Annotated in this window: 8 protein-coding genes and 1 tRNA gene; 4 read left to right on the forward strand and 5 right to left on the reverse strand. The window is 57.0% G+C overall.

Annotated elements, in window-relative coordinates; genetic code table 11:
* Positions 1–63 precede the first annotated feature (63 nt).
* A complete protein-coding gene (locus GRF63_RS02350; protein ID WP_160484403.1) occupies positions 64–915 on the forward strand; it encodes a PfkB family carbohydrate kinase in 852 nt (283 codons plus the stop codon).
* Between the two features lie 4 nt (positions 916–919).
* On the opposite strand, the gene GRF63_RS02355 is transcribed toward GRF63_RS02350, so the two are convergent.
* Both GRF63_RS02355 and GRF63_RS02360 read right to left on the reverse strand, forming a co-directional pair.
* A complete protein-coding gene (locus tag GRF63_RS02355) occupies positions 920–2,110 on the reverse strand; it encodes a transaldolase family protein (RefSeq protein WP_160484404.1) in 1,191 nt (396 codons plus the stop codon).
* Positions 2,111–2,291: 181 nt separating this feature from the next.
* The gene (locus GRF63_RS02360) at positions 2,292–3,233 is read right to left on the reverse strand and encodes a complex I NDUFA9 subunit family protein (protein ID WP_160484405.1); all 942 of its coding nucleotides are present in this window, start codon (positions 3,231–3,233) and stop codon (positions 2,292–2,294) included.
* A 222-nt stretch (positions 3,234–3,455) separates the two neighbouring features.
* On the opposite strand from GRF63_RS02360, the gene GRF63_RS02365 reads away from it, so the two are divergent.
* Positions 3,456–3,542 (forward strand) — tRNA-Leu (locus tag GRF63_RS02365).
* A gap of 177 nt (positions 3,543–3,719) precedes the next feature.
* Positions 3,720–4,937 (forward strand): tyrosine-type recombinase/integrase, encoded by a 1,218-nt coding sequence (locus tag GRF63_RS02370; protein ID WP_160484406.1) that lies wholly within the window; start codon positions 3,720–3,722, stop codon positions 4,935–4,937.
* Here GRF63_RS02370 and GRF63_RS02375 read toward each other — a convergent pair.
* The 3 genes from GRF63_RS02375 to GRF63_RS02385 form a co-directional block, all read right to left on the reverse strand.
* The gene (locus GRF63_RS02375) at positions 4,916–8,005 is read right to left on the reverse strand and encodes a sacsin N-terminal ATP-binding-like domain-containing protein (RefSeq protein ID WP_160484407.1); all 3,090 of its coding nucleotides are present in this window, start codon (positions 8,003–8,005) and stop codon (positions 4,916–4,918) included. The two genes, GRF63_RS02370 and GRF63_RS02375, sit on opposite strands and share 22 nt — an antisense overlap.
* Complete coding sequence (locus tag GRF63_RS02380) at positions 8,002–11,559, reverse strand: DEAD/DEAH box helicase (RefSeq protein ID WP_160484408.1); 3,558 nt, start codon at positions 11,557–11,559, stop codon at positions 8,002–8,004. The genes GRF63_RS02375 and GRF63_RS02380 overlap by 4 nt, the downstream gene beginning before the upstream one ends.
* Positions 11,560–11,716: 157 nt before the next feature.
* Positions 11,717–11,941 (reverse strand): hypothetical protein, encoded by a 225-nt coding sequence (locus tag GRF63_RS02385; protein WP_160484409.1) that lies wholly within the window; start codon positions 11,939–11,941, stop codon positions 11,717–11,719.
* Between the two features lie 239 nt (positions 11,942–12,180).
* On the opposite strand from GRF63_RS02385, the gene GRF63_RS02390 reads away from it, so the two are divergent.
* On the forward strand, positions 12,181–12,996 hold the full coding sequence (locus GRF63_RS02390; protein ID WP_160484410.1) for an HNH endonuclease: 816 nt from the start codon (positions 12,181–12,183) through the stop codon (positions 12,994–12,996).

Here is a 12,996-nt window from a genome sequence, read left to right on the forward strand (position 1 = left end):
GTTTGAGCCTTTGGATCATGGCTGACCTTAACGCTTTGCGGCCCGTGCGGCTATGGGGGAAGAATGACTATACTCTGCATCGGCCGCGCCACATTCGATCTGGGCTATGCCTGTCCTGCCTTTCCGGTGGAGGACGGGAAGCTGTCGGCCACGCATTTCTGGGCAGGGGCGGGCGGTTCCGCGCTCAACGGCGCGATCACCGCGCGGGCGCTGGGCAGCAAGGTGCGGTTGTTCACATTGCTGGGCGCAGGCAGCTTTGCCGACAGCGTTCGGGCAGAGCTGCAAAGCTTCGATGTGCCGGCGCGGGATTTTGCCAGATCGGGCGCGCAGGTGCTGCCCGTTTCCAGCATCATCGTGGTGCCCGACGGTGGAACGCGCACGATCATCGATCAGCAGCCGGAACAGGTGCTGGACGGCAAACTGCCGACCGCATCATCCCTCGACGGGGTCAGCGTGCTCTATTGCGATGGCTTCCTGCCCGAAATCGCCGTGCCGCTGGCCGCCGCCGCGCGCGAACGCGGCATCCCCGTGGTGCTGGATGGCGGATCGTGGAAGCCGTGGACCGCCGATCTGATCGCGCATGTCGATCATGCCGTGGTCTCCGAACGCTTCCACCCGCCGCAGCAGGGAGAGGCCGATATCCTCGATGCGGTGCGCGCGCTCGGCCCCTCGGCTGTCGCCATCACCCGCGGGGCCGCAGCGATTTTCTGGAGTGATGGCACGGCCAGCGGCGACATTACGCCGCCTGCGGTGGAGGCGATCGACACGCTTGGCGCGGGCGATATCTTCCACGGTGCCTATTGCCACTTCCTGTCAGCAGGGGAGGGCATGCGCGACGCCCTCACCCATGCTGCAGAGGTGGCCGCCCAAAGCTGCCGCCATTATGGCACGCGCGAATGGATCGCGGCGCGTTAGGCGTTCAGCCTTCCATCACCATGCGCACGAAATCCACCGTCTGGCGCGTGGCAGCGGCAAATTCGGTGGCAGTGGCCTGGAAACTGCCGAACTGCGCGAATTCGTGCGGCTTCATGCCTTCATACTCATAGGCCTGGCGGAAGGCGGGCAGCTTCATCAGCTTCTCGATGCTGGCCTTGTTCGGCTCCCGCTCGATCGCCTTGGGATCGAAAGGCGCGAGCTCGTTCTCCACTTCCATCAGCTGTTTGATGTATCCCGGCGGGCAGGTGTAAACCATGTCGCTGCCGGCATAATCGGAGATGTGGCGCGAAACGGTGTTGCCGTCCTTGTCCTTCTCCACCCGCATCGAACATTGCAGCATCTTGGACGGGTGATCGATATCTTTCCCATGCCAGTAGGCGCGCTTCAGCACGGCTTCCTCGCCATCGCGAATTTCGTCCAGCGACAGTTCGATCCCGCGCTGTTCGGCCTCTTTCTTCCAATCGCTCTTCTCGCCAAGACGGCTGGACATGTGGGTGATGACGCTGCGCCACTTGCTCAGGTCAACACCTGCTGCCTTCGCGCGCAGCAGGCCGGCGGAAACCGCCGCGCGGCATCGCACATATTGCGGCACGGTAAAGCTGGTGGTGTTGTTGGTGGCAATGCCGCGCGCGGTCAGCTCCTCCAGCACCTCGTATCCTTCCTTGGAGCCGGGCAGCTTCACCATCACATTGTCGCCCATTTCGGCAATCGACAGTCCCTGTTCCAGCATGGCATCCCCATCGCTGACGAAGCGCGGATCGACCTGGCCCGAAAGCATGCCGTATTTGTAGCCGGATTTTTCGAACAGGGGATGGATCGCATCCGCGCCCAGCTTCACCAGGTGCAGATACATCTTCCAGTACACGCCTTCGACATCCAGCGAAGGATTGTCGGCGGCGATATCCTTCACCAGCTTGGTCCAGCCTTCTGGGTCCAGCTGCACGGCCTGCAGGCTGAGCGGCGGATTGGTGGTGACGCCGCGAAAGCCCATCTCGGCAGGCGCATCGGGATTATAGAGGCGGGTAAGCTGATCGTCCCATTCATCCGCCTTGCCATCGGGCGCGGCGGCCAGGGTTTCTTCCTTCCAGCTGGGGTAGACCAGCGGCGAACTGTCCCACCAGATTTCCGCATCGGGATTGGTATCGGCGAGCTTTTCGAGGACATGCTTGGTCATGGGAAGTCTCCAGTATCTTTGGCAAAGCCCTTCGCACTGGCAGGCAGGCATAGTCAAATGCTGCCATCCGGGATTGCGGTTTTTTGCTGCTTTTATGCCGGTTGGTGGCACTCAGACGGGCGTTGCCGGACGCAATCGGTGACTTTGTCCGACCGAATCACTTCCGCTGCCCGTTTGCCGATCAGGCCCGCCTTTCGGTGAAGCGTCCGTGCTTGCGATAGCGCACCATCCAGCGATCCAGGAACAGCGACAGCGGCTTTGCCGTCACGCCCAGCTTTGTCAGCCCCGGCGTGCCCTTGCTGGCCACGCTGCCTTCTTCCAGCATCGCCAGCTGATCTGAATTGATCGGCGTCATGGGCAGGCTGGCGAATATCTTGGCCAACGGCTTTGGCATGGGCAACAGCGTGCGATCGCGCCCCTGGCTATCGGCGATCATCTGGTTGATCTGCATCATGCTGAGCTTTTCAGGACCGGCCGCTTCATACACCTTGCCGCCATGCTGGCCCGGATCTTCCAGCGCGGCAGCAATGCCGGCGGCCACGTCGTCCACCCACACAAGCTGAAACTCGCTTTCGGCACCGAACACCGGCAGAACCGGCATCATCTTCACCAGGTCCGCAAACATCGGTATCAGCCCGTCATCCTCACCAAACACGACAGATGGGCGGATGATGGTGGCCTTGGGAAAGGCTTCCAGCACCTGCCGCTCGCCATCACCCTTTGTGCGATAATATCCGGTTTCGGCATCCGGATCGGCCCCGATGGCAGAGATATAGACGAAGCTGCCCACGCCGTTTTGCGCAGCCACTTGTGCGGCATAGCCTGCGCCGTCCGCCTGCAAGGCCTGCTGATTGCCGTCGAATGTGCCGATCAGATACACGACCGCATCAGAACCCCTGATGCAGGCCTCGACGCTGCGCTTATCCATCGCGTTGCAACGGGCAAACTGCAGCTGGCCCAGATTGGCAAGCGGCTTCAGCTTGAAGGCTTTCTCCGGCTCACGCGCCGCGATCCGCACGCGTGCCCCGCACTGCAACAGGTCCTGCGCAACGTGGCTGCCGATAAAGCCGTTTCCGCCAATAAGGGTAACCAGCTTGCCGTTAAGCGGTGAAGTGCGTGCCATGTGCGCGTCATATCCTTCGCGAAGGGTTGTTCGTTCGGCTCGCCCTTTGCCCGAAAGGAGCGCGCCCTTCAATGCCTGCTTGGGCCCGTGGTGGAGGGAATTTCCGCTGGCGGGCGGATTTTTTGTCACCGATGCGATAGGATGCGTTGACACCATGCCCCACCTGCCTTATCGGCGCGCTCCTACCCGGCGACATGCGGCACAGGCCGCACACGCCAAGGTGCCCAGATGGCGGAATTGGTAGACGCGCTAGCTTCAGGTGCTAGTACTCGCAAGGGTGTGGAGGTTCGAGTCCTCTTCTGGGCACCATTTGTTCTCATCAGAACGTTCCAAAACATTGCAGAAATGGCGGAATTCTGCCATTCTTGACCTCTAGCGCAGAAAGCGAGGTCTTGTTTTGTTCCGCTTTGTTCCAACGTCTGTGGGGGCCTCGGCTGGGGGCTCCAGCTCAAAAGGCCCCAACTTCCAAAAAAGTGAGGCCCCCAAATGAGCCTCAATGTGCAGGAAATCAAAGGCTTCCGGGCTGCCGACAAGTCGTACAAGAAATACGACTCGCGGGGGCTGTTGCTTCTCGTGAAGCCGAACGGCTCCAAGCTCTGGTATTTCAAGTACCGCTTCGGCGGGAAGGAAAAGAAGCTGCCCATCGGCGCATTCCCAGAGGTCAGTTTGTCGCAAGCGCGCCAGCTTCGCGACCGGGCGCGGCTCAAGGTTTCGGATGGCATCGATCCAATGCTGGAGCGGAAGCGAAAGAAGGCCAGGATCAAGCTGGGTGCGGAGAACACCTTCGAGGTCATCGCCAACAAGTACATCGACGAGAAGATGGTGCCCGAAGGCAGGGCGGAGGCCACGCTGCGCAAGGCGCGCTGGTTCCTCGAACTGCTCAAGCCCGCAATCGGCAATATGCCAATCAACGACGTCGATCCGCAATTGATGTTGGCGGCGCTCAAGAAACTCGAAGCCAAAGGCAATCTCGAAACTGCGAAGAAATGCCGATCCTTCGCCAGCCGGGTGTTCCGGTATGGAGCCGCGCTTGGCCAGTGCCATACCGATCCGACCTCGATCCTTCAGGGCGCGCTGGTCACGCCAAAAGCACGGCACTACGCGGCGATCCTTGAGCCTGAGAAGTTGGGCGGGCTACTCCGCGCTATCGATGATTTCGAATGCTACCCGGCGACGAAATTTGCGTTGAAGATCGCACCACATGTCTTTGTGCGGCCCGGTGAGCTTCGCCATGGCGAGTGGCACGAGATTGATTGGGACAAGGCCACCTGGACAATACCGGAAGGCAAGATGAAGGCGCGGCGGGCCCATGTGGTGCCGCTATCACGCCAGGTGCTGGAACTGTTTCGAGAGCTGAGATCGATTACCGGCAGCAAGGGCTACATCTTCCCGGCGTTCCATACGCGTCAACGTCCCATGAGCGAGAATACGATCAATGCGGCATTTCGGCGTATGGGCTTCACCAAAGATGAAGTGACGGCTCATGGTTTGCGCTCAACGGCTTCGACTATGCTCAACGAAAGCGGGCTTTGGCATCCGGATGCGATCGAGCGCGCGCTCGCCCATGGCGACAGCAACGCCATTCGCGGCGTCTACAATCGTGGCAATTATTGGGACGAGCGGGTGAAGATGGCGCAATGGTGGAGCGACTACCTCGATGAACTTCGGCAACGTTGCATGCTTCAGGCCCCACCATCGGTTTGAGGAATGTCGGTACTGCTACGGCGATCAACCTCTATGACCTTCTTCAAATCGGCCAGATGGGTCTTTGTGAAATAGATCGTTTCGTCATTTTGCGCCAAGATTACTTCAAGCTCTTCGCCATCCAGATCGCAAAAGAGATCGAGCAACATATCATCGGTGCCATTCGCGAATTTGAATTTCGCTGCATCAGTTGGGCATAGCGCCAGATAGTTCTGATGATAGCGCTTTTGCAGCGAAGGCAGGAACTCGACCCGTTCGAAATATGCGTTCCCGTCGTCAAGTCGGAAGGGCATGGGAAGCTTGCATACCTGACAGAACAGCTCGCCGTCATTGGTATATTGCTGCCGCAAATATTGCCCAGCTTCGTCTTTCACATCGTCACGGCCAATCGACACACTTCGCGTGCGCATTTCGGTTTTGCGCTCGGTGGCTGTTGCTGCAAGCTCACCCACTTTCTCGGCACGTCGGGAGGGGTTGCGTGGTTCGTTCTCGGGTAACTCCAAACTCGCCTTGCGCTCTATTTCCTCAAAGAATGCGCGCCGCTCTTCAGGAGCGAGCCCTGCGAACTTTCTCGCATCGGCAAGCGCTACCTCGTCTTCAAATCCAAGCTCGGCTGCAATAGCCTTTCGCTTCTTTGCAAGCTCAGTTCGCTTTTCGGCTTCAGTCCCGAACCCAACGGCAGCGAGCCATTCTTTTCCAACGTCGTAGGGAAATCCTGATGGCAGAAGGTCCGCCCTGGCATCACAAGGCTTGGTGAACTGGCCATCGGATTGAGGTACCCACTTTGCATTCCTCAACTGATGGACCAGGGTCGAAGGCTTTAATCGAGTGTTGTATTGCCGGTTTGGTCGAAATCGAGCCTTCAGCACATTGGACGGCGAGGCAGACATGGTGTTCCAAATCACTTTCGCCTTCTCTACATCAATATCTTTCAAGGCATTCTTTAGCCCGCGCAGCACATAGTCTTCGTCAATGCCTGTATGAGTCTTCCTAACTCCGTACTGGTAGTAATCGGCCTTGAGCTCATCGCGTTGAGGGTGGTTGTCTACTGTAATCTTAACGGGTCGAATTTCCGTTATTGCGCCGAGAGATTTTGCAAATTTCGCGAGCCTTGAACTTGAAATTTTATCCTGAGCGTAACGGTCTGCGAGGGGGAACGGCTCATTTTTGCAGTGGTCTCCAAAGAATGCTCTTAGCCCAGTTTCCGCGAATGGATCATCTAGGAATACCGAGCCGGGCCTGGCCCACCGACCATCGGGGATCTCAAAGATGTGGGCATCTCTAAAAATCGTCGCCGCACTCGAATCCGCTTCGACTAGCTTGACGAAGCGCATGAGATCTTTGGGGTTGGGGTCGATCGAGCCTCGGGAATATCGTTCGTTCAATATAGCCCTGACCAATTCTTTCTCATCAATCTCCTTTACGCCGATTTCTTCCAGGAACTTACGGGCATTCAATTGCTGTGATTTGCTCTTCCCGGATTGGTAGAGGTCAGCTCGAACGATTGGAAAACCGTCTTCCTGATCGTCATCAGAAGCGAAGTAGCTTCCCTTCCCCTTTGCAAGCGTACCATCTTGCAGGCGGACTATCGGGCAGTCCTCAATGTCATAGAAGCCTGAATCTTCTCCCAGTTGGCGGTAGAGGAATGAATATAGCTGCTGGAGCCACTCATCTGATTTTGAAGACAGCCAGTCCTTCACCTCCTCATTTGGTTCTTGCCAATAGCTACCCTCCAGTTCGCCGAGCACATTCACGAGATCATCAACATCCCAATCGCGGATTTCTAGGCTGGATAGCATTCGATCAGCATTGCTGCTCTTTTGCGGTGCATTGGCCGCCCATTTCGGCTCGACTTCGAGCCCCACAAGAACAGATAGATCATGCTCGGAGATAACGCTCTTGATAGCAGCCTTGGACTGAAACAGCGTCTTTGCGGGCGCATGTGATCGGTCGTGCGTTGGAGTGAGAGCTTCGTTATTCAACTCATTGATGATTGCTTCCCTAATCTCCTCGTAGCGCTTCGGAATTGCATCCTGCTTGTTTGGCAAAACCCCAAGCGTTTCTGCATTCAACAGCCCCAGATCGCGGATTCTGTGAAGCGAGTTGGCACAAAGGCGAGCGAGCTGTGAAAACAACGGTTCATTCGCCGGCGTTTCCTTGACACTCGCCCGGCTCAACTCCGGGACGAAGGGGGCGTGAAGATGGAACCTGAGACCTGAGGTTTCCTTTTCGGCAGGAAAGAACACCGACACCTGACCAATCTCTGCGGGCAAAATCCTCATCTGCTTTGCGAGCGGCTTCGCCTCATCAAATGAAGCGCTTTCTGCCATGAACCGCAAAGGAAATGCGACGGATACGCTCTGGTTCTTGAGCTCCTCTACCTCTTGATCGAACCGAAGAAAGTGGCTGCTGTTTGTTGCTTCGCCACCTACCTGCCGCAGAATTTCGATGTGATGGGTAGAATGCTGTAGCCTTAAGACCTCTCCCTTCTCAGCGCCCTCAATTTCCCATCCGACACTCTCCAGATTAGAAAGGAAGAGGAGTGAGGTTTCACTAAGCCCGGTCAGACCTACTTGAATCTCGGCAAAGGCTCGATCGGCGGGCTTTTTCGGGTTGTTGAAAGGGAATTCGAACCGAGTCTTGCTGCCTAGATTAGGTGCTCCTTTGATCTCAATCGGAAGGACTAAGCTTTCAATCCGGAAAGAGAAGGTCGGCGAAAAGATCCTCGGAGTTTCGGAGTAAGCAAAGACAGCCTTAAATCCTACGCCAAAGCGACCTATAGCCTCCTCGTCAGATGCCTTCGTTCCCTTCCCGATGTTGGTGATTCCTTCGATATCACCTTTATCGAACGGTCGACCGTTATGTTCAAAAACAAGCTTCTCAGAGCTGAGCGAAAACACGGCTTCTGTCGCGCCGGTATCCTGGGCATTCTGCAACAGCTCGAAAAGGAAATGAGCCTGGTCGGGATAAAGCTCCTCAACAATAAGCCTAATACCAGAGTATTCTTTACTTTCGAGTACGTCTGCTAGCTTCTGGCGGCGTTCTCGTATTTCATCAATCACAGTCATGAGGCACGCACGCGGATCGTACCGAACATGACAGGCGCGGCTCTGACATCGCCGGTCGATCCGGCCTGTTTGAGCTCAGCGAGACGACGTTCAAAGTCAGCGTTGGCGCGCGCCATCTCACCCTGTTTCATGACGCGAATTTTGTCGTTGGTCGCCTTGGCGAGTTGGTCTTCCAAGGTCTTCACTCTTGCGCGGTGACTTGCCGACAGACTTTGAATGCGATGGTCTGCAAGCTGCTGATTGGCCGCGATATGGTCGGCCTGTGCCGCCGCCCACTTTGCATGATGGCGCTGGTCAAGATCGTCGAAGGCGGACGCGCAATCAGGATTGCCTTCCGTTACCTCGCTAGCGCTTGGGAGAGCCTTCATCAGTCCTTTCTCGAGCTCGGCGTTATCGGCGACGACGACAAGCTGCTCGTCCGGCCTTATGCCATGCATCGCCCACCTATAGAGCGCAAAGCGATGTTCTCCGACTGGAAGGTCAGCCGCGACTTCAAGGCTGCAACGCAGCGGTTCGGTAACTTCGAGCCATCTAGCCGCCTGGCGGACAAGGGGATGAAGAACGGACAAATGGACAGCGGTCGGGTCGTCAGACGCAGTCTTTTGGTCGAACGTGACAGGTAAATTCGGCGCGCCTCCTTTCAGCCATTTCTCCCAATGACGAGACACTGGATCGACGCTCCGCTTCAGTGTCCGGAAGTCTTCAAGCAAGGCGTTGCGGGCGGTTTGGCTCAAGCGCAGGTTTTTGAGCGGTTTGTCACCCTGAATATACTCGGAGCTCTCACCGAGCCTTGCCGCCAGATAGGTGGCGACGCACCTCTGGATCGCTGATGGCGACAACCAGGAACTTTCGGCGGCCTCGATTTGGTCTTGCCATGACTGGCTGGGGACATTGAGGCCAAAGAGCTCTGCCTCTTTGGCCTCAAGCTCTTGCTCTTCCCTGATCCGACGGATTCCGTTGTCCGAAAGCTGCTGGAGCCGCGCGGCACGCTCTTCTTCGGAAAGGACAAAATTTTCCGCGATGTCGTGGATTTCCTGCGTGATCTCTCCGAGGATTTCCTCGCTGCCGCCAACCGCATGTTCAAAGACACCAATGCGCATAAGGCATCGCTGGTAGATGTCGGCATCGACCGTTCCAGGCGTGACGAGATTGACGATGCTGATTGTTTCGCTTTCCTGCCCGTAGCGGTCGATACGGCCTATCCGCTGTTCCACACGCATGGGATTCCACGGCAGATCATAATTCACGAGATAGTCGCAGAATTGAAAGTCGAGACCTTCGCATCCAACTTCGGATGAAAGAAGGATGTCGATGGCATCCGGATCGTCTTTGGGAAGCGAGAAGCGCTTGCGAAGGGAGGCGCGCTCCTCATCGTGAATGTCGCCATGGATAACCCCGAAACGCAGGCCCGCTGCCTCGGTGTGCCTCGCTAGGTACGAAAGTGTATGTCTAAAGGTGCTGAAGACGAGCGCCTTGTTATTCACGAGAGCGGACTTCTCTTTCAGCGTTTTGATAAATGCCTCGATCTTCCTGTCTTCGGGATCGAGATTCTGCGCCACCCTGATCAGCTCCTCGATTTCGGACCTGATGCCATCGAGAAAGCTCATGTCCATTTCATCGTCGCGATCGGTGGTTTCGATCAGCTCCAACTGATCGAGTTTCCGGTCGAGCATGTCAGAGAGGAACGGTGCAAGTCCGTAGAGGCAGCTTGCAGCTTGGCGCCGTATGGTCGTCATCATGAATTTGACGTTTTGTTGCCCGTGGCAACGCGCGAGAATACGCGCAATGACGCTCAGCAACCCATCATGTAGTGCGCGCTGATCTTCGGTAAACTCGACGGTGAGCGTGACCGGTTTCCTTGTTGTGAATTCGCCAATATCACGCCGGCGGGTACGGTTTATGACCGAACTGAAGGTGTAGAGCTCTTCCAGCTGCCTGGTCAGGGCGACGCGATCGGCATCGCCCAAATCCGCTTCCTGGAGCTGGTCAAAGGCGGCTTGAAAACTCGGCATCTCGGAAAGGAAGAGCGATCCCCAGTCGGTCCTTGCCGCTGCTTCGAGCTGCTCGATGGCGCTGCCTTGCCAGCCATCACCCTTCTCGCGGCAGAGCCTTATCGACTCGTTAATGAACCTGTTGGGCGCGGCCATCTGCTCGAAGCTGGCATGGTCAATCACCAGATCGGGACGCAGCACATTCAGCAACGTGAAAAGGTCGTCACTGCCGAGCTGCACCGGAGTGGCCGTCATAAGAATGACAGCCCGCGCATTGTCGCAAAAATATCGGACACCTTGATGCAGGAAGGTATCCGAGTTCCGGATGTGGTGCGCCTCATCGACGATCACGAGATCGAAAGCTGGAGCCGGATCAAGTGAAAGCAGCCCCTTATCCTTGCGTGACTTCTTGCCCGCCGGTCCAAAAATCAGGTCGGAATCGAATAGCGAAAATGGAAGGATCGCCTTTTCGTATTGCTCCGGCCACTCGCCCTCTAGGTCCGTTTCATGCAAGCAGTGGCGCAGAAGCGGGCCGTCTAGAGGTGAAAAATTCTCGTCGAAGCGCTTCATTTCGGCTTGCCATTTTTTCTCGGCGACAAGCGCCTTCGGGCAGATGACGAGAATGGAGCTGATGTCCATCCTTGCCCGAAGCTCTTTGATTATCAGACCGGCCTCGATGGTCTTACCAACACCAACTTCATCGGCAATCAGCAAGCGCGGCCTGTCCGAGCGGATCAGCTTCAAGACAGGACGATACTGGTAGGGCACAAAATTTACGCGGCCTGACCGCAGGGAAAACAGGTTTGCGGTCGAGGGAGATAAAAGCTGCAACGCTGTCATATGCGCATGCAGCTCTTCGGTAGTAACCAGGTCGGGCTCTGATCCGCCCTCATCCAAGGCTTGAAGCTGGCTCTCGTAGTATGTGGCCTTTAAGCCATCCTGAAAAACACGGTAACGGACCTCCGCGCCGCCGAGTACTACTTCGAGGATCGGGAGCCGCGCTGTAGTATCGGATCGTAATGTGACCAGATCGCCGGCTTCAAAGAGATGCGCTTTGCGCGTTGGTTCAGGTTCGGCGTCCGGTTTCATTTCCTCCGTTGGGTCTTCCTGTGCCGGTTTGGTTTGCCCTTCGGTCATAGCGCCGAGCGCTGAACCCATAAGTGCTTCAACGGCTTCTATTGATTGAGGAGCGGCCCCGATAAGCCGAAGCAATCGCCCCAACGTGTCAGCATCCCTATATACTTCGGCAGGAGGCGTATCTTCAGCTGATAAATGAGCCCATTTATTTCTTATTGTTTGAAGCTCTTTGATCCAATTCCGCCCTTCACGCGGAAGAGCGAACCGATCTGATAGCTCGAACCAGTTCTGATCGAAAATGCGCAGCAGTGCAGCGAGATCGAACTGTTGCAGTGAAGATTGTCGCCTTTCACTAGCAATACGCTGCTGATGGAAACTTAGCTTATTGATTACATGACTTTGCCACCAGTCATCAGAACAAGAAGGGAGCTTCAGTTCGAGAAATCTCGCCAGTTCGCCGGTAGCGAGGCCTAGTTCTTTGTGCATGCGGTCGAGCACCCCCTTCAGCGCGAGCGTAGTTTCTCAAGTCATTATGGCCAAGCTCAAATGCTGGTTCTTTTGCCAATTTCGGCAATGCGCTCAGTAGCATGTTCAGCCATTGGCTTCTGCGGATCTGAGTGTGATGCCATCCGAAGGCCGGGCGCTAAGCGCCCGGTTCCTTCTTCTCGTCGTCCAGCGGCGTGCGAAGGACGATCCGGCCATAGATCGGCACCACTTCCAGCTGGAGCGAAATCCCCTTGCGGTCGCGGTGGAACCATGCGGCTCCGATCCGAGTCCAGAAACCCTTGTCGCCTTTGTTGGCGACATGCCAGGCGAGGAAGTCCGGCGGATTGGTCTCCTGGGCGGATGCGGTATTGCTGCGTGCCATGATGATGTCCTTTCGTGTCTGGTGGCTCGTTGCGCCAAGCAAGAAGGCCGCACGGCCAAGGGCAGAATTCATGTCCAACACGGGTGAGCGGAGCGAACCGGCGCGGGCCGGGCATTGAAGGCTGACCGGGTGCGGCCAGTGAGGGTGCTCAAGAACGAACCCGCCTGATCGAAAGGCATGCAAACGCATCGCAAACCGTCACGCTTGCGCCCTGGATCAGTCTCGCCCAAACCTTCGCCATGGCAATCGAGGGCAGTTCACGGAAACGCTGGAGCGAAGAAGAGACGGTGCTGGCGCTGTATCTCTACTTCCAGCTGCCGTTCGGAAAGCTGCACTCGGGCAATCCGGAAATCCAGGAGCTTGCCGCTGCGCTCGGGCGCACGAACAGCTCGGTCGCCATGAAGCTTTGCAATTTCGCCAGCCTTGATCCCAAAATCATCGACAGCGGTCGCAAGGGTCTGGATGGTGCGTCCAAGCTGGATCGCGCCACCTATGCGGAATTCGGGCAGGATTGGACCGGTCTCGTCTCGCGGGCGGAAGGCTTGTGGAGTGCCCAGGTCGGCCAGTTCGAGCAACCACCGCCGTCATCGCGTCTGAACGAGAAACGCAGCGAATTCCGGTTCGAGCCCTATCAAGGCGAGTCCACAACGCAGGCGCTTGTGAACCAGCGCGTCGGCCAGGATTTCTTCCGCCGCGCGGTACTCGCCAATTACGATGAGACCTGCTGCATCACCGGTATCGCCGATCCGCGCCTGCTCACGGCAAGCCATATCAAGCCATGGGGCAAGGACAGCGAGAACCGGCACAACCCCGCCAATGGCCTGCTGCTGTCAGCGACACTCGACCGCGCCTTCGATCGCGGGCTCATCACGGTAGATAGCCAACGGCGCATACGCGTCTCGCGGGAACTGCGAGAAAGCCAAAGCCGCGAGACGCGCGACTATTTCCAGCAATTCGAGAACGCAACGTTGAGGTCGGCAATCCGGTTCGATCCCGAACCGGTATTTCTCGATTGGCACAACGAGCACTGCTTTGTCGATCAACGCGCCGCCTGA

This window comes from Aurantiacibacter rhizosphaerae (genome assembly GCF_009807005.1).
GTDB classification, from domain to species: Bacteria; Pseudomonadota; Alphaproteobacteria; order Sphingomonadales; family Sphingomonadaceae; genus Alteraurantiacibacter; species Alteraurantiacibacter rhizosphaerae.

Excerpts from the sequence above, each read along its gene's own strand:
- GRF63_RS02375 (WP_160484407.1), bottom strand. The coding sequence starts at position 8,005 with ATGACTGTGATTGATGAAATACGAGAACGCCGCCAGAAGCTAGCAGAC.
- GRF63_RS02360 (WP_160484405.1), bottom strand. The coding sequence starts at position 3,233 with ATGGCACGCACTTCACCGCTTAACGGCAAGCTGGTTACCCTTATTGGC.
- GRF63_RS02380 (WP_160484408.1), bottom strand. The coding sequence starts at position 11,559 with ATGCACAAAGAACTAGGCCTCGCTACCGGCGAACTGGCGAGATTTCTC.
- GRF63_RS02390 (WP_160484410.1), top strand. The coding sequence starts at position 12,181 with ATGGCAATCGAGGGCAGTTCACGGAAACGCTGGAGCGAAGAAGAGACG.
- GRF63_RS02355 (WP_160484404.1), bottom strand. The coding sequence starts at position 2,110 with ATGACCAAGCATGTCCTCGAAAAGCTCGCCGATACCAATCCCGATGCG.
- GRF63_RS02385 (WP_160484409.1), bottom strand. The coding sequence starts at position 11,941 with ATGGCACGCAGCAATACCGCATCCGCCCAGGAGACCAATCCGCCGGAC.
- GRF63_RS02370 (WP_160484406.1), top strand. The coding sequence starts at position 3,720 with ATGAGCCTCAATGTGCAGGAAATCAAAGGCTTCCGGGCTGCCGACAAG.
- GRF63_RS02350 (WP_160484403.1), top strand. The coding sequence starts at position 64 with ATGACTATACTCTGCATCGGCCGCGCCACATTCGATCTGGGCTATGCC.